This is a genomic window from Maritimibacter harenae (genome assembly GCF_009882975.1).
Classification (GTDB): Bacteria; Pseudomonadota; Alphaproteobacteria; order Rhodobacterales; family Rhodobacteraceae; genus Maritimibacter; species Maritimibacter harenae.
In genome coordinates, this window is record NZ_WTUX01000010.1 from 163,744 (window position 1) to 179,956 (window position 16,213).

The 16,213-nt window shown below is 68.6% G+C and carries 16 protein-coding genes; 6 read left to right on the top strand and 10 right to left on the bottom strand.

Going from position 1 to position 16,213, the window contains the following annotated elements; translation table 11 throughout:
• Window positions 1–10: 10 nt before the first annotated feature.
• The 5 genes from GQE99_RS05130 (at window position 11) to GQE99_RS05150 (ending at window position 4,527) form a co-directional block, all read left to right on the top strand.
• Window positions 11–1,138, top strand: a complete 1,128-nt coding sequence (locus GQE99_RS05130) for an FAD-binding protein (protein WP_161350808.1) — start codon at window positions 11–13, stop codon at window positions 1,136–1,138.
• Entirely contained in the window at window positions 1,139–2,428 is a 1,290-nt protein-coding gene (glcF, locus tag GQE99_RS05135; protein WP_161350517.1) for a glycolate oxidase subunit GlcF, read from the top strand.
• Window positions 2,429–2,489: 61 nt separating this feature from the next.
• Window positions 2,490–3,311: a trypsin-like serine peptidase gene (locus GQE99_RS05140; RefSeq protein ID WP_161350518.1), complete on the top strand. Its 822-nt coding sequence runs from the start codon at window positions 2,490–2,492 to the stop codon at window positions 3,309–3,311.
• Between the two features lie 114 nt (window positions 3,312–3,425).
• Complete coding sequence (locus GQE99_RS05145; RefSeq protein ID WP_202530584.1) at window positions 3,426–3,881, top strand: Hsp20 family protein; 456 nt, start codon at window positions 3,426–3,428, stop codon at window positions 3,879–3,881.
• A gap of 163 nt (window positions 3,882–4,044) precedes the next feature.
• Window positions 4,045–4,527: a globin domain-containing protein gene (locus GQE99_RS05150; RefSeq protein ID WP_161350520.1), complete on the top strand. Its 483-nt coding sequence runs from the start codon at window positions 4,045–4,047 to the stop codon at window positions 4,525–4,527.
• Window positions 4,528–4,557: 30 nt separating this feature from the next.
• On the opposite strand, the gene GQE99_RS05155 is transcribed toward GQE99_RS05150, so the two are convergent.
• The gene (locus tag GQE99_RS05155; RefSeq protein ID WP_161350521.1) at window positions 4,558–5,142 is read right to left on the bottom strand and encodes a TetR/AcrR family transcriptional regulator; all 585 of its coding nucleotides are present in this window, start codon (window positions 5,140–5,142) and stop codon (window positions 4,558–4,560) included.
• Between the two features lie 81 nt (window positions 5,143–5,223).
• Here GQE99_RS05155 and GQE99_RS05160 point away from each other — a divergent pair, with 81 nt between their 5' ends.
• A complete protein-coding gene (locus GQE99_RS05160) occupies window positions 5,224–6,645 on the top strand; it encodes an MFS transporter (protein WP_202530585.1) in 1,422 nt (473 codons plus the stop codon).
• Between the two features lie 9 nt (window positions 6,646–6,654).
• Here the strand turns inward: GQE99_RS05160 and GQE99_RS05165 are convergent, their stop codons facing one another.
• From GQE99_RS05165 to GQE99_RS05205, 9 genes are all read right to left on the bottom strand, one after another.
• Entirely contained in the window at window positions 6,655–8,133 is a 1,479-nt protein-coding gene (locus GQE99_RS05165; protein WP_161350522.1) for an NAD-dependent succinate-semialdehyde dehydrogenase, read from the bottom strand.
• A gap of 82 nt (window positions 8,134–8,215) precedes the next feature.
• Window positions 8,216–8,770 carry a hypothetical protein gene (locus tag GQE99_RS05170; protein ID WP_161350523.1) on the bottom strand — a complete coding sequence of 185 codons (555 nt, stop codon included), beginning with the start codon at window positions 8,768–8,770 and terminating at the stop codon, window positions 8,216–8,218.
• A 61-nt stretch (window positions 8,771–8,831) separates the two neighbouring features.
• The gene (locus GQE99_RS05175; protein ID WP_161350524.1) at window positions 8,832–9,824 is read right to left on the bottom strand and encodes a P1 family peptidase; all 993 of its coding nucleotides are present in this window, start codon (window positions 9,822–9,824) and stop codon (window positions 8,832–8,834) included.
• Window positions 9,825–9,895: 71 nt separating this feature from the next.
• The gene (locus GQE99_RS05180; RefSeq protein ID WP_161350525.1) at window positions 9,896–10,636 is read right to left on the bottom strand and encodes a glucose 1-dehydrogenase; all 741 of its coding nucleotides are present in this window, start codon (window positions 10,634–10,636) and stop codon (window positions 9,896–9,898) included.
• A gap of 165 nt (window positions 10,637–10,801) precedes the next feature.
• Window positions 10,802–12,253 (bottom strand): aldehyde dehydrogenase family protein, encoded by a 1,452-nt coding sequence (locus GQE99_RS05185; RefSeq protein ID WP_161350526.1) that lies wholly within the window; start codon window positions 12,251–12,253, stop codon window positions 10,802–10,804.
• Window positions 12,246–13,832, bottom strand: coding sequence for an ABC transporter ATP-binding protein (locus tag GQE99_RS05190; protein WP_161350527.1), 1,587 nt, complete (start codon window positions 13,830–13,832; stop codon window positions 12,246–12,248). Before GQE99_RS05190 ends, GQE99_RS05185 begins: the two co-directional genes overlap by 8 nt.
• Entirely contained in the window at window positions 13,829–14,650 is an 822-nt protein-coding gene (locus GQE99_RS05195; protein ID WP_161350528.1) for an ABC transporter permease, read from the bottom strand. The genes GQE99_RS05190 and GQE99_RS05195 overlap by 4 nt, the downstream gene beginning before the upstream one ends.
• Window positions 14,647–15,594, bottom strand: a complete 948-nt coding sequence (locus tag GQE99_RS05200; RefSeq protein ID WP_161350529.1) for an ABC transporter permease — start codon at window positions 15,592–15,594, stop codon at window positions 14,647–14,649. Before GQE99_RS05200 ends, GQE99_RS05195 begins: the two co-directional genes overlap by 4 nt.
• A gap of 60 nt (window positions 15,595–15,654) precedes the next feature.
• The gene (locus GQE99_RS05205; RefSeq protein WP_161350530.1) at window positions 15,655–16,188 is read right to left on the bottom strand and encodes a CoxG family protein; all 534 of its coding nucleotides are present in this window, start codon (window positions 16,186–16,188) and stop codon (window positions 15,655–15,657) included.
• Window positions 16,189–16,213: the final 25 nt, after the last annotated feature.

A 16,213-nucleotide genomic window follows, 5' to 3' on the forward strand; every position in this document is an offset into this window, starting at 1 on the left:
AACGATGAAGATGAAGCGGATCGAGAGCGAGGCGGAGCTGGCCGAGGTGGTCGCGGGTGCGAACGGCGCGCTGCGCGTGAAGGGTGGCGGGACGCGCGACGTCGGCGCACCGGTCGTGGGCGAGGTGCTGGAGGTCGGGATCTCCGGCGTGACGCTCTACGAACCCGGGTCGCTCACGATGGTGGTGGGCGCGGGCACGCCGGTGGCCGAGATCGATGCGGTCCTTGCCGCGGAAGGCCAGCGGCTGGCGTTCGAGCCGATGGATCACCGGGTGTTGTTGGGGACCACCGGTGCGCCCACGATCGGCGGCGCGGTGGCCGCGAACGTCTCGGGCCCGCGGCGGATCCAGGCCGGAGCGGCGCGCGATTTCACGTTGGGCGCACGCTTCGTCGACGGGCAGGGCCGGATCGTGAAGAACGGGGGGCGGGTGATGAAGAACGTCACCGGCTATGATCTCGTGAAGCTGATGGCCGGGTCCTGGGGCACGCTGGGCGTGTTAACCGAGGTGAGCCTCAAGGTGCAGGCGCGGCCCGAGACGGAAGCCACGCTGGTGGCGGAGGGGTTGGATCCGCGTGCGGGCGTGGCGAAGCTGTCGGCCGCGCTGGGTTCGCCCTTCGACGTCACGGGGGCCGCCCACGAGGTGGGCGGGCGCACGCTCGTCCGGATCGAGGGGCTGACCGACCAGGTGGCCTATCGCACGGGCGCGCTGATGGACGGCGTGCTGGCCGGGTTCGAGCGCATCGAGGGCGACGCGAGCGCCGACGTGTGGGCCGGCATCCGGGACGTGGCGCCGCTGGCCGCGGCCGAGGGCGCGGTCTGGAAGGTCAGCGTGACGCCGGGCGACGGGCCGGCCTTGCTCGAGGCGCTGGGCGACCGGGTGCAGGGGGCGCTGATGGATTGGGGCGGCGGGCTGATCTGGCTGCGCGTGCCCGAACGCGGCAACTGCGCCGCGGGCGTCCTGCGCGAGGCGGTCGCGAAGGTGGGCGGTCACGCCACGCTCGTGCGGGCGAGCGCCGAGACCCGGGCGCAGGTGCCGGTGTTCCAGCCGCAACCGGCGCCGATCGCGGCGCTGAGCCGGCAGCTCAAGGCGAAATTCGATCCCCGGGGCATCCTGAACCCCGGGCTGATGGGGGTGTAAGTGCAGACCTTTTTCACCGAAGAACAGCTCGAGGATCCCGGCATCGCCCGGTCGAACGAGATCCTGCGCGCCTGCGTGCATTGCGGCTTCTGCACGGCGACCTGTCCGACCTACCAGGTGCTGGGCGACGAGCTCGACAGCCCGCGGGGGCGGATATACCTGATCAAGGACATGCTCGAGAGCGGGCGGCCGGCCGACGAGAAGACGGTCAAGCACATCGACCGCTGCCTGTCGTGCCTGGCCTGCATGACGACCTGCCCGTCGGGCGTGCATTACATGCACCTGGTCGACCATGCCCGCGCGCATATCGAGAAGACCTACAAGCGCCCGCTCATGGACCGCATGCTGCGCTGGACGCTGGCGCGCATCCTGCCGTATCCGGGGCGCTTCCGGCTGGCGCTGCTGGGCGCCAAGATCGGCAAGCCGTTCCGCGGGCTCATCCCGGACGCCCGCCTGCGCGCGATGCTGGACATGGCGCCGGAGCGCATCCCCCCGGTGAGCCGCAATGACGACGCGCAGGTCTTTCCGGCGATCGGGGCGCGCAAGAAGCGCGTTGCGCTGATGACGGGTTGTGCGCAGCGCGCGCTGGACACGGACATCAACGACGCGACGATCCGGCTTTTGCGCCGGCTGGGCTGCGAGGTCGTCGTGGCCAAGGGGCAGGGCTGCTGCGGGGCGCTCACCCATCACATGGGGAAAGAGGCCGAGGCGCACGGCACGGCGGCCCGGAACATCCGCGCCTGGGTGCGCGAGATGGACGGCGAGGGGCTCGATGCCGTCGTGATCAACACCTCGGGCTGCGGCACCACGGTGAAGGATTACGGGCACATGTTCCGGCTGGGCGACATGGCCGGCGATGCCGCGCGCGTGTCGGCCATCGCGGTCGATGTCTCCGAACTCCTGATGCAGCTCGACCTGCCGGAGGGCGGGCAGGGGATGCGCGTAGCCTACCACGCCGCCTGTTCGCTCCAGCACGGCCAGCAGATCAAGACCTATCCCAAGGACCTGCTCAAGCGCGCCGGGTTCGAGGTGGTCGAGCCCGCGGACAGCCACCTGTGCTGCGGCTCCGCCGGCACCTACAACCTGATGCAGCCCGAGATCTCGGCCAAGCTCAAGGACCGCAAGATCCGCACGCTGGAGGCCAAGACGCCCGAGGTGATCGCGGCCGGCAACATCGGTTGCATGATGCAGATCGGCAGCGGGACCGAGGTCCCGGTGGTGCATACGGTCGAGCTGCTCGACTGGGCCACCGGCGGGCCGCGGCCGCGCAAGATGGCCGAAGCAGTGTGACGGACCATCCGGCCATATTTTGGCCCCAGGCCGGTGCTACCGCTCTGGCATGGGCACGGGCATGAAACGACGACTCGCCGCGATCCTGTTCGCGATCCTCGGATCGGCGGCCACGGCCGACCCGTCCGGGCTGCGCGCCTTCGTCACCGGCGACGACAGCCGGGGATGGGACGCGGTCGGGCGGCTCGACATCGCGAACGAGGCGTTCTGCACCGGCGCGCTGATCTCCGAGACGCTGGTTCTGACCGCCGCCCATTGCCTTTTCGATTCCGAGACCGGCGAGCGTTACCCCGATGATGCGATCGAGTTCCGGGCGGGCTGGCGCAACGGACGCGCGGCGGCCTATCGCGCCGTGCGGCGCTCGGTGGTGAACCCGGCCTATGATTTCGGGGGCGCGAACCGGCCCGCCCGGGTCGCGGCCGACCTGGCGCTTCTCGAACTGGCCACGCCGGTGCGCAAGTCCACGGTCGTGCCCTTCGGTACCGGCGCGCGGCCGCGAAAAGGGGGCGAGGTGAGCGTCGTCTCCTACGGCCGGGACCGGGCCGCAGCGGCCTCGATCCAGGAGCGGTGCAAGGTGCTGGCGCGCCAACAGGGGGCGCTCGTGCTCAATTGCACGGTTGAACATGGTTCGTCCGGATCGCCGATCTTCGTGATCGAGGACGGCGTGCCGCGCATCGTCTCGGTGATTTCCGCCAAGGCGCACCTGCGCGACCTGCCGGTAAGCCTGGGCACCACGCTCGATGACACGCTCGAGCGGCTGAAGGCCGAACTGGCGCTGTCGGACGGGTATTTCACGCCGGTGCGGGGCAGCCTGCCGTCGGTCGCGCCGCGCTCCGGCGGGGCGGCGGGAAGCGCGAAATTCGTGCGCCCGTCAGGGTCTTGACGCCGTCCGACCCCCTTCCCATTTAAATTTCGCGGACGCCGAGGATCGGGTCCGTGTTCCAGCCTGTCCCACGGTGGGAAGGCCCTACATGTTATCGCTCAATGGAGGATGACCATGCGAAATTTCGACATGACCCCGCTGTACCGTGCCACTGTCGGCTTCGACCAGATCGCCGACCTGATGGACCGGGTTCTCACCAACGAAACCAGCCGTGAGAGCTACCCCCCCTACAACATCGAGAAGACCGCGGACGACGCCTGGCGGATTTCCGTCGCCGTGGCCGGCTTCACCGATGCCGAGCTTTCGGTCGAGGTGAAGGAGCATTCGCTCGTGATTTCGGCCAAGAAGGCCGAGGACGGTGCGCAGAAGACCTATCTTCACCGCGGCATCGCGACCCGCGCCTTCGAGCGCCGGTTCCACCTGGCCGACCACGTGAAGGTCACGGGTGCCGTCCATGAGAACGGCATGCTCCACGTCGATCTCGTGCGCGAAGTGCCCGAGGCGCTGAAGCCGCGCCGGATCGAGATCGCCAAGAGCGATGACCTGGAGGCCAAGGCGATCGAGGCCTGATCGATCCCACGATCTGAAGGTGCAGCGCGCGGGCCCCGGCCCGCGCGTTTTTTCGTTCGGACGGTTTGGATAAAACTCGAAGGATCGAGCCCCTGAAAAAGCTACCGATTGTTAACCCGCGGGTCCGATACCTCGTGGGTCTTTCAATCATAGGAGTGGGGACATGCCTTTGAACAAACATGGGCTTGTTCGCAATTGTCTTGGCGAGCTTTATTCCGACCGCGTGGCGTTTTCCGCGCGGTTCTACGACAAGTTGTTTGCGCAATTGCCGCAGGTTCAGCGCCTGTTCGTGCATGACCGCAAGAAGCAGGAGCTGATGCTCTACTCGACCATCTCGATGACCATGCGCGGGATGGAAAAGGGGCGCGAACTGGATGCCGAACTGATGGAGTTCGGGCGCCGTCACGCCCGGATCGGCGTGAGGGAGGAATTCTTTCCCGTCTTCGGCGCGGTCTTCCTCGAGACGCTGATCGAATTCCTGCCGGATTGGGACCATCCGCAGGTCGCGTCCGCCTGGTGGGGCGGCTATTCCGACGTATGCGAGGTCATGGTCGCGGGCATGCGGGCCGAACGGGCCGAAATGGACAAGGGCCGCAGGTTGTTCGGCTCCGGTGCGGGCGTGGCGGTGCACCGGGCGAGCGGATGAGCGGGGCCCGCGCCGGGTAGGGGCGGGTACTCAGGCGGGGCGGCCTGCAGCGTCGAGATGGGCGAAGGCCGCGTCGATCATCACGCGGATCGACTGCGTGTCCTGCAGCATCCAGTGCTGGAAGCCCTGGTCCAGCGTCGAGATCGCGGCGTTGGCCAGGATCTGGCTCTCGAACGCGCCGACCCCGGTGTCCTGCATCGCCTGGGCAAGCTGGTCGATCTGGGCGACGCGTTCCTGCTTCAGACGGGCGAATATCCTTGGATGTTCCCCCAGGAAGGCAAGGCGGCGCCGAATGCGCGCCGGGTCCGCCTCTGCGAATAGTACGGCCGGCTCCACCGCCATGCGCAGCTGGCTCCAGCGGGTGCCGCCGCCGTTGCGCGCAGTCCGGCGGAAGGCGTCGGCGAATTGTGCCGAGGTGCCGGTATAAGCGGCGACCACTGCCCCCTCCTTCGACCCGAACTGGCGAAAGAACGTGGCCCGCGACATGCCGATGGCCGCGGCGATGTCATCGGCCGTCAGCGCGTCGAACCCGTGGTCGAGCACCACGTCCAGCGCCGCATTGGCAAGCTCGCGCCGCATCGCGTCGCGTGCGCGCAGTTTCACGGTCTCCGGCATCGCCTCGCTTTACACTCCCGGCCTCAGTTGATACTCCGTCTCATATTTGATCCGAAATATCAAACCTTCAAGGCGCAGACCATGTCCCAATCGCCCGGGCCCATGCCCGCACGCCATTCGAGCACCCGCCAACGGCTCGTCGTCGCGACACTGGCCTGCGCCTGCCTGTGCGCCGCCTTCACCCAGACGCTGCTGATCCCGATCCAGAGCAGCCTGCCGGAGCTGCTCGACGCGCCTGCGTCCCAGACCGCCTGGGTGATCACGGTGACGCTCCTGTCGTTCTCGATCATGGTCCCGATCTCGGGCCGGCTGGGGGACATGTACGGCAAACGCCGCATCGCGATCTGGCTGATGGGACTGCTTGTCGCGGGCTCGACCCTCGCGGCGGTGTCCGACAACCTGCCCGGCGTGCTCGTCGGCCGCGCGCTTCAGGGCGTATCGATGGGGATCATCCCGATCGGCATGTCGCTCCTGCGCGACGTGATCGACAAGGCGTGGCTCGGCACCGCCATCGCGCTCCTGTCCGCCACGCTCGGCGTCGGCGGGGCGATCGGCCTGCCGCTCTCGGCGGTGGTGACGGAGTACTATGACTGGCACACCCTCTTCACCCTCACCGCCGGGCTTGCCGCTGTCGCGCTTGTCCTGATCGTGGCCATCGTGCCCCCGACCGGGGTGCGCAGCTATGGCCGGATCGACGTGCCCGGCATGATCGGGCTGACCGTCGGGCTCGTCGGTGTACTCCTGTCGATCTCGCGCGGGAACGATTGGGGCTGGTCGTCGGCGCCGACCGTGGCCGGTTTCGTGATCGGCGGCACGAGCCTGGCGATCTGGGGCTGGTACGAACTCAGGGCCGACAACCCGCTTGTCGACCTCCGGGTCAGCGCCCGTCCCGCGATCCTGCTCACCAACCTGGCGTCCGTGGCGATGGGCTTCGCCCTCTTCACCTCCAACATCGCCTTCCCGCAGCTCCTCCAACTGCCCGAGGCGATCGGGGGCCTTGGGCTCGACCTGATCCCGGCCAGCCTGTCGCTCATGCCCGCCGGGCTTGCCATGTTGGCCGCCGCACCGGTGGCAGGGCGTCTGGAGCGCACAATCGGCCCGCGGCTACTTCTGGTGACCGGCGCTCTGATCATGGCGGCCGCCTATCTCTTCTGCCTGGTGGCCGACCTCGACTTCTGGCGCATCGCGCTCGTGAACACGGTGATCGGTGTCGCCATCGGGCTGGGCTATGCCGCGATGCCCGCGCAGATCATGGCGGTGGTGCCGGTGAGCGAGACCGCCGCGGCCAATGGCCTCAACGCCTTCATGCGCTCCTTCGGTACGACGACCGCCTCGGCGGTCATCGGCGCGATCCTTGCCGCCGCGACCCCGGCGACCGTCATCGGCAACTTCTCGACGATCTACCTCCTGGGCCTCATCGCGGCACTGGTTTGTGCCGCCCTGGCCTTCCTCGTGCCCCACGGCAAAGGACGCGACGGCGTGCCAGCGCCCGCCGCCGCGTGACGGTCGGCATCAGACCGACATGCAGATGTATTTCATCTCGAGGTAATCCTCGATCCCGTGGCGCGAGCCTTCGCGCCCGAGACCCGATTGCTTGACCCCGCCGAACGGTGCCACTTCGGTCGAGATGATGCCGGTGTTCACCCCGACGATCCCGTATTCGAGCGCCTCGGCCACCTTGTAGACCCGGCTCAGGTCACGGGCGTAGAAGTAGCTCGCCAACCCGAAGATCGTGTCGTTCGCCTTGGCGATCACGTCTTCTTCGTCGGTGAAGCGGAACAGGGGCGCGAAGGGGCCGAAGGTCTCCTCGGTGGCGCAGGCCATGTCCTGCGTCGCGTTCTTGATCACCGTGGGTTCATAGTAGAGCCCGACCAGGTCATGCGGCTTGCCGCCCAGGATCACCTCGCCCCCCTTCCGGGTCGCGTCCTCCTGGTGCTCCTCGACCTTCTTCATCGCCTTCTCGGTGATGAGCGGGCCCAGGTCCGTGCTCTCGTCCAGCCCGTCACCCACGTTGAGCTCGGACACGGCCTTGGCGAATTTCTCGGCGAAGGCGTCGTAGATGCCGTCCTGGACGTAGATCCGGTTGGCGCAGACGCAGGTCTGGCCGTTGTTGCGGAACTTGCAGGCGATCGCGCCCTGCACGGCGGCATCGAGGTCGGCATCGTCGAAGACGATGAAGGGCGCGTTGCCGCCGAGCTCCATCGAGCATTTCATCACCTGCGCGGACGCCTGGTTCAGAAGGATACGCCCCACCTCGGTCGAGCCCGTGAAGGTGAGCTTGCGCACGGCCGGGTTCTCGCAGAATTCCTTGCCGATATCGGCCGAGGCCGAAGAGGTCACGACGTTGAAAATCCCGGCCGGAAGCCCCGCGCGCTCCGCCAGCACGGCGATCGCCAGGGCGGACAGCGGCGTCTCGCCTGCCGGTTTCGACACGAAGCCGCAGCCGGCGGCGAGCGCCGGGCCGCACTTGCGGGTGATCATCGCGTTGGGGAAGTTCCACGGCGTGATGGCGCCCACCACGCCCACCGGCTGGCGGATCACCATGAGGCGCTTGTCGGGCTGGTGGCCCGGGATCGTCTCGCCGTAGACGCGCTTGCCCTCTTCGGCGAACCACTCGATGAACGAGGCGCCGTAGGCGATTTCGCCCTTCGCCTCGGTCAGGGCCTTGCCCATCTCGGCCGACAGGATCGTGCCGAGATCGTCCTGGTTCTTCATCATCAGGTCGAACCACCGGCGCAGGATCGTCGCGCGCTCCTTCGCGGTGCGCGCCTGCCAGTCCTTCTGGGCAGCCTCGGCCGCCGCGATGGCACGCGCGGTCTCGGCGCGGCCCAGGTCCGGCACGGTGCAGATCACGTCGCCGCGCGAGGGATTCGTCACCTCGAAGGTGGCCCCGTCATCGGCGTCGATCCAGTCGCCCGCGACGTAAGCCTTGGTCACGAGCAGCGAGGGATCCTTCAGCATCCCGGCAAGGTCGGTGGTATCGCGTGGCATGCGCCCTCCATTGATTAACATGTTAAGTTAATATTCGCTTATAGCGTTTTTCGGCGAAACGCAAACCTCTGCGCGCGGGTTCCTAGCCCCGGAAATCCGCCAGCGCTTCGAAGTCCATCGTCTCCAGAAGCGGCAGGATCACCTCCGGCGCGGCGCCGTCCGCCTGCACCAGGATGCGGTTGTCGATGAGCCCGGTGATCTCGCCGTCGTCCACGATGAACTTCTGACGCCCGATGCGCTCGACCTTCATGCCCAGCATCGCGGCATTGGCCAGCATGCCGCCGAAGGCCGACACCATCGGGTTGTCCACCATGATGCTGATCGTGAACCGGTCGGAGCCGTTGGAATATTCACCCTCGATGCCGACGCCGCCGCCCATGAAGGCCATGCCCGCGCCCATGTCGCTGTCGACCGACAGGGTCCAGCCCTCCGGCGGTTCGGGCAGGTAATCCTCGAGCGCCTGGGTCTTCATCGCGTTGATCAGCGACTTGGCGTAATCCAGCTCCTCGATCGCGTATTGCAGGTCGCCGTCCTCGTAGGCCGCGAGCGCCGAGGACAGGGTGTCGGTCACCTCGTCGGCGAACACGGGGGCGGTGGCGAGGGCGAGCGCGGCGGTCAGGCTGGTGATGCGAAACATGGGGTCCTCCGGAAATTGATCTTGGACGATGGGTGCAGTCTCGACCCTGACCCGGGCCCGGTCAATGCCCGGCGAACCGCTCCCGCCAGGTGGGCAGCAGGTCCCCTTGGGCGGGGGTGGCGTGGTAGACCCCCCGCGCGATGGCCCGGGCAAGGCAGGTGGCGGCGGCATGACCCAGCAGCATCAGCTCGACCTCCGGGGTCTCGAGCGCGCGCCCCCCGGTAGCGGCCGCGAACACCAGGTCCCCGTCGAGCGGCGTGTGGCTCGGATGGATCGCGCGCGCCATGCCGTCGTGGGCGGCGGTCGCCATGCGCGTGGCCTGCGCCTGCGTGAGCGCGGCATCGGTCGCGACGATGGCGATGGTCGTGGCCGCACCCTGGGTGAGCTTGGTCACGGGCGTCGCGCCGGGATCGAAGCCTGCGACCGGGCCGCGCCCGCCGAACTCGCCGTCGAATTCCCAGGGGTTGGCCCAGAACTGGCCCTCGGGCCCGGTGACGCCGCCCACGGGGTTCACGGCGACGAGCGCCCCGACCGTGATACCGCTTTCGAACACCAGCGAGGCCGACCCCAGCCCGCCCTTGAGGTCGCCGGTCAGCGCACCGGTCCCCGCGCCGACGCTGCCCAGCTCGAAATCCGCCCCGGCCGAGGCCAAGGCCTCCCGCCCGAGCGCCTTGTAGGGGGGCTCGGCCCAGTCCTTGTCACCGCCGTTCACGAGATCGAACAGGATCGCCCCGGGCACGATGGGCACGTTCACAGGCCCCACGGCGAAGCCGCGCCCCTGCGCGCGCAGCGCGTCCGCCACGCCCGAGGCCGCATCGAGCCCGAAGGCCGAGCCTCCCGAAAGCACCAGCGCGTCCACCTCCTGCACCGTCTTGTCGGGGGCCAGGAGGTCGGTCTCCCGCGTGCCCGGCGCCCCGCCCATGACATGGACGCCGGCGACGAAGGGCGCCTCGCCCAGCAGCACCGTCGCCCCGGACTTCACGCCCGGGTCCGCGGCGTTGCCCACGGCCAGCCCGGCGACATCGGTGATCAGGTTCTTGGTTCCGGGGCGCATGGGGTCCCTTTCATCTTTCCGAAAATACGTCACGGGGGTCCGGGGGGGTGAAACCCCCGGCTGCGCCGCGCTCAGATGCAGCGGCCGCCGTCGACCTCCATCGCGACCCCGGTGATCATCGAGGCCTCTTCCGAGCACAGGAAACAGGCGGCGTTGCCCAGGTCCTCCGGCGTGGAGAAGCGGCCCAGCGGGATCGTGGAGAGGAACTTCGTGCGCATCTCGGGGGTGTCCTCGCCCATGAAGGACGACAGGAGCGGGGTTTCCCCGGCCACGGGGGCGAGCGCGTTCACGCGGATGCCGAACGGGGCGAGCTCCACGGCCATCGTCTTGGTCGCGGTGATCATCCAGCCCTTCGAGGCGTTGTACCAGTTGAGATTGGGGCGCGGGCTCACCCCGGCCGTCGAGGCCACGTTCAGGATCGCGCCGGTGCCCGCGGTCTTCATCCCCGGCACGAAGGCGCGGGCCATGAGGTAGACGGACTTGGCATTGACCGCGAAGACGCGGTCGAACTCGTCCTCGTCGACCTCTTCCATCGGCTTGGGCAGGTGGGTGATACCGGCGTTGTTCACGATGATGTCGATCGGGCCCATCCGTGCGCGGGCGGTTTCGGCGAAGGTCGCGACCGATGCCGCGTCGGATACGTCGACTTGCAGGGCCACGCCCGCGACCTCCTCGGCCACGGCCCGGGCCGCGTCCTCGTTGATGTCGGCGACGCAGACGCGCGCGCCCTCGGTCGCGAATTTCCGTACGATCCCGGCTCCGAAGCCGGAGCCACCGCCCGTGACGATCGCCGTTTTTCCTTCAAGCCGCATCGGCACCTCCCGTTTTGGCGCAGCCTGCGCCGAGGACCGGCGAAGGGCAAGCCCCAAGCCGGCGATCGCGTGTGTCGCCCGCTGGCGCGGGCGACCCGCCGGGAGGGCGCTGCCCTCCCGGACCCTCCCGAAGTATTTCCGGAACGATGAAGGGCGGGCGGGACGTCAGCCGTGTTTGGCCGCAACGGTCTTCAGGGTCGAGAAGCCATAGAGCGCCTCGAAGCCCTTCTCGCGGCCGTGGCCGGATTTGCCGATCCCGCCGAAGGGCAGTTCCGCGCCGCCGCCCGCGCCGTAGTTGTTGATGAAGACCTGGCCGGCCTTGATCGCCTTGGCGAGCCGCATCTGGCGCGCGCCGTTCTCGGTCCAGACGGAGGCCACGAGGCCGTAGTCGGTGCCGTTGGCGATGCGGATGGCGTCTTCCTCGGTGTCGAAGGGGATGGCGACCTGGACCGGGCCGAAGATTTCCTCCTGCGCGAGCGGGTGGTCGGGGGAGACGTCGGCGAAGAGCGTGGCGGGCACGTAATGGCCGCCTTCCGGCGCGCCTTCGGCGACCGATCCCATCCCGGCCACGCGCAGGTCTTGGCCCTGGTCGAGGTAGGCCGTCACGATTTCCTTCTGGCGCGCCGAGATGAGCGGGCCGAGGTTCGAGTCCATCCGGGCCGGGGCCGAGATCATCGCGTCGTAGCGCGCGCCCATGCGCTCCACCAGTTCCTCGTAGATCGGGCGCTGGATCAGCACGCGCGAGGAGGCCGAGCAGGTCTGGCCCGCGTTCTGGATGCAGGCGCCCACGAGGAAGGGCAGGGCCGCGTCGAGGTCGGCGTCCTCGAAGACGATCTGGGGTGATTTGCCGCCGAGCTCGAGCGTCACGGGCACCACGTTGCGCGCCGCGGCCGCCTGCACGAGCGAGCCCACGCCGACGGAGCCGGTGAAGCTGATATGGTGGATGCCGGGATGGGCGGTCAGGGCCGCGCCGGCCTCTTCGCCCAGGCCGGGCACCACGTTGAGTGCACCCGGCGGCAGCCCTGCCTCTTCGGCCAGCGCCACGAAGGCCAGGGCCGTGAGGCAGGCTTCCTCGGCCGGTTTCAGGACGCAGGCATTGCCCATCGCGAGGGCGGCGCCCACCGAGCGGCCGATGATCTGCATCGGGTAGTTCCACGGGATGATGTGCCCGGTGACCCCGTGCGGTTCGCGTAGCGTGTAGACCGTGTAGCCGTCGAGGTAGGGGATCGTCTCGCCATGCACCTTGTCGGCGGCACCGGCGTAGAATTCCATGTAGCGGGCGAGCGCCACGGCGTCGTTGCGCGCCTGGGTGAGCGGTTTGCCCACGTCCGTCGCCTCGATGATGGCCAGGTCGTCGAGTTTGCGTTCCACGAGCCGCCCGATCTCGGCCAGGATCCGGCCCCGCTCGGTGGCGCTCATGCGCCCCCAATCACCGTCTAGCGCGCCCTGGGCCGCGCTGACGGCCGCGTCGATGTCCTCGGGCGTGCCGCGTGCGATGGTGCCGATCACCTCGCCCGTCGAGGGGTCCTCGAGGTCGAGCTGGCCGCCGCCCGCGGGCGCGCGCCATTCGCCGCCGATGTGTACCTGTGTCGCGTCGTACCAGAGATGCTCATGCATCATGCGTCTCCTGCCAATCTTCGGGAATCGTCGGGGTCGCGGCGAGCAATTGCCGCGTGTAGGGGTGTTCGGGCGCATCGAAGACGGCCTGTGTCTCGCCCGTCTCCACGATCCGGCCGGCCTGCATCACCATCACCCGGTCCGTCACCGCGCGCACGACGGACAGGTCGTGGGAGATGAAGATGTAGCTCAGACCGTGTTCGGCCTGGAGCTTCGCGATCAGGTCGAGGATCTGGGCGCGGATCGACACGTCGAGGGCCGAGACCGCCTCGTCCAGCACGATGAGGTCCGGCTTCGTGATCAGCGCGCGGGCGATGGCGATGCGCTGGCGCTGACCGCCGGAGAACTCGTGGATGTAGCGGTCCATCCCGGCCGGGTCGATGCCCACGTCCTTGAGCACCTCGGCCACGCGCGCGCGCCGGTCGGTGGGGGGATCCGCCATCAGGTGGAAGGGTTCGGCCACCAGCCGTTCGACACGCCAGCGCGGGTTGAAGCTGCCGTAGGGGTCCTGGAACACGACCTGGATGCCGGCGCGCATGGCGTTGGGGATGTCCGGGCTCACGCGGTTGCCGAAGGCCGTGATCTCGCCCGCCTGCACCGCGTCGAGGCCGAGGAGCGCGCGCGTCAGCGTGGATTTTCCGCAGCCGCTTTCGCCGACCAGGCCGAGGCTTTCGCCGCGTGCCAGGGTGAAGCTGACCCCGTCGACGGCACGAACCGGATCGGCGCGGCCGAAGAGCCCGCGCCGTTCGCCCGGGTAGCTGCGCACCACGTTCCGGGCGGTCAGGATCGGTTCGCCGCCCGGCAGGGGCGTGCGCTCGGGGGCATGCGAAGAGGCCGCGAAGAGCCGCTTGGTATATGGATGCTCCATCCGGCGAAACAGGGGCTCGGTCGCGCCCGCCTCGACGATCTCGCCGTCCTTCATCACCGCGACATGATCCGCCATGCCGGCCACCACGGCGAGGTCGTGGGTTATGAGGAGGAGCGACATGCCCTCTTCGGCCACCAGGCGTTTGAGCAGGTCGAGGATCTGGGCCTGCGTGGTCACGTCGAGCGCGGTCGTGGGTTCGTCCGCGATCAGAAGCTCGGGCGACAGGGCGATGGCCATCGCGATGGCGACGCGCTGACGCTGGCCGCCGGAGAGCTCGTGCGGGAAACGCGAGAGCGGGAAGCGCTCGGGCGGCAGGCCCACGCGCTCCAGTTTTTCCGCCGCGATCCGGCGGGCATCGGCGCGCGTGGCCTTGCCATGCACGAAAAGCGTTTCGGCCACCTGGTCACCGATCGTCTTGACCGGGTTCAGGGCCGTCATCGGCTCCTGGAAGATCATGCCGATGCGGTTGCCGCGAATGTCGCATAGCCGCTTTTCCGGGATGGTCAGAAGGTCTTCGTCGCCCAGCATCACGCGGCCCGTCGCCGTTCCGCCGCGCGGCAGGAGGCCCATGATCGCGAGCGCCGTCATCGACTTGCCCGACCCGCTTTCGCCCACAAGCCCGGTGACCTTGCCCGGGGCGATGTCGACCGATACCTCGTGCAGGATCGCGTCGTCGCCGATGGTGACGGAGAGCTTTTCGCAGCGGATCATGCGCGTTCCCTCCGCACCCGGGGGTCGAGCAGGTCGCGCAGCCCGTCACCCATCAGGTTGAGGCCCAGCACCATCGCGACGATCGCCAGCCCCGGCCACATGGCAAGGCGCGGCGCGGTGTAGATCATGGTCTGCGCCTCGGCGAGCATCCGGCCCCAGCTGGGCGTGGGCGGCTGGGCCCCGAGCCCGATGTAGGACAGGGCCGCTTCCGCGAGGATGCCGAGCGAGAACTGGATGGTGCCCTGCACGATCAGGAGGTTGAGGATGTTGGGCAGGATGTGCTCGACGCTGATGCGCAGCTTGCCCTTGCCGGCGACCCGCGCCGCGAGGATGTAGTCGAGCGTCCAGATCGACAGCGCGCCGCCGCGCGTCACGCGCGCGAAGACGGGGATGTTGAAGATGCCGATGGCCAGGATCGCGTTCACCGCCGAGGGCCCGAAGACGGCCGTGATCAGGATCGCGATGACGAGCGAGGGGAAGGCGAAGACGAGGTCGTTGCCGCGCATGATGATCTCGTCGATCAGGCTGCCGCGGTTGGCGGCGGCGGCAAGGCCCAGCGGCACGCCCACGACGATGCCGATCCCCACCGCGACGATGGCCACCGCGATCGAGGTGCGCGCGCCGACCATGAGCATCGACAGCGTGTCGCGCCCGAAATGATCGGTGCCGAGCCAGTAGGTGGGCGACGGGGGTTGCAGCTTGTCCGCGATGGCCAGCGTCGCCACGTCGTGCGGCGTCCAGACGAAGGACAGGAGCGCGACCACCACGAAGAGGACCGACAGCACCGCGCCGGCGACGAGCGAGACGGGCCACTTCATCGCTTCGTCCTCAACCGGGGATCGGCGGCGGCATAGGCGATGTCGACCAGGAAGGTCACGAGGATCACCGCGAAGACGAGCAGCATGACGAGGCTTTCGACCACGATCAGGTCGCGTTGCGTGATGCCCTGGAAGATCAGGCGTCCGAGGCCGGGCAGGTAGAACACGTTCTCGATGATGATGGCCCCCGCGAGCAGGAAGGAGAACTGGAGCCCGATGATGGTCAGCACCGGGATGAGCGCGTTGCGGAGCGCATGGCGTGTCGTCGCCTCGCGCCGCGACAGCCCCTTGGCGCGGGCGGTGCGGATGTAGTCCTGCCCCAGTGTCTCGATCAGCGCCGAGCGCATGACGCGCGCGAGGATCGAGGCCTGCGGGAGCGCCAGGGCCACGGCGGGCAGCGTGAGCGCCTTCATCGCGACCCAGAAGCCCGCGTCCCAGCCCGGAAAACCGCCGGCCGAGAACCAGCGCAGCGTCACCGCGAAGATCAGCACGAGCAGCATGGCGAACCAGAAGTTCGGCACGGCGATGCCCAGCTGCGTGGCCCCCATGATCCCGTAATCCGCAGCCGACCCGCGTGCGGAGGCGGCGATGATGCCGATGGGCAGCGCGATCAGGGTGGACAGGACGAGCGCGTAGAGCGCCAGCGGCACCGACACGGCAAGCCGCTGGTTCACCAGCTCCGCCACCGGCACCTTGTAGGTGTAGGACGTGCCGAAATCGCCGGTCAGCATCCCGCCCATCCAGTCGAGGTAGCGCATCGCCACGTTGCCGTCCAAGCCCAGCTGTTCGCGCAGGGCGGCCACCGCTTCGGGGCTCGCGTTCAGGCCCAGCATGTAGGCGGCCGGGTCGCCGGGGATCACCTCGATCACCGCGAAGATCACCACCGAAGCGACGAGGAGCGAAAGCGCCAGTGACAGGGCGCGGGTGAAAGCGAAGCGCAACATGTGGGGGAGCCTACGGTGCGCGCCCGGAATGGAAAAGGGGGATTGCGCAGCCCGCGAGCGCTACGCTTGACCGCGCGAAAAAGTCCGCTTGATCCAGCCCTTTTTTTCTTCGCTCTCCGGGGCCTCGCCCTCGGTTTCGGCCTCTTCCAACCGGGGCGGCGCGACGGTGTCTTGGAAGGTGGTGAAGAAGGCGTCGGTCATCTTCTTGGCGAACCCGTCGACGATCCGGCTTCCCAGCTGGGCGAGCTTGCCGCCCACTTTCGCCTCGACCTCGTAGGACAGCCGCGTGCCCTCGGGACTATCCGACAGGGTGACGCGCGCGCCGCCCTTGGCGAAGCCCGCGGCCCCGCCCTTGCCTTCGCCGGTCAGCGTGAGGGCGTTGGGCGCATCGATGTCGGAGAGCACCACGCGCCCCTTGAAGGTGGCCTTCACCGGGCCGACCTTCTGCACGACCACTGCGTCGAACCCGTCTTCGACGGATCCGGTCAGCTCCTGGCAACCCGGCACGCAGGCCTTCAGCACCTCGGGGTCGAGAAGCGCGGCCCAGACCGTCGCGCGGTCGGCGGCGATGTCGCGGGTTTCGGACAGTTGCATGGCGATCCCTCCCAGACTCCCAAGA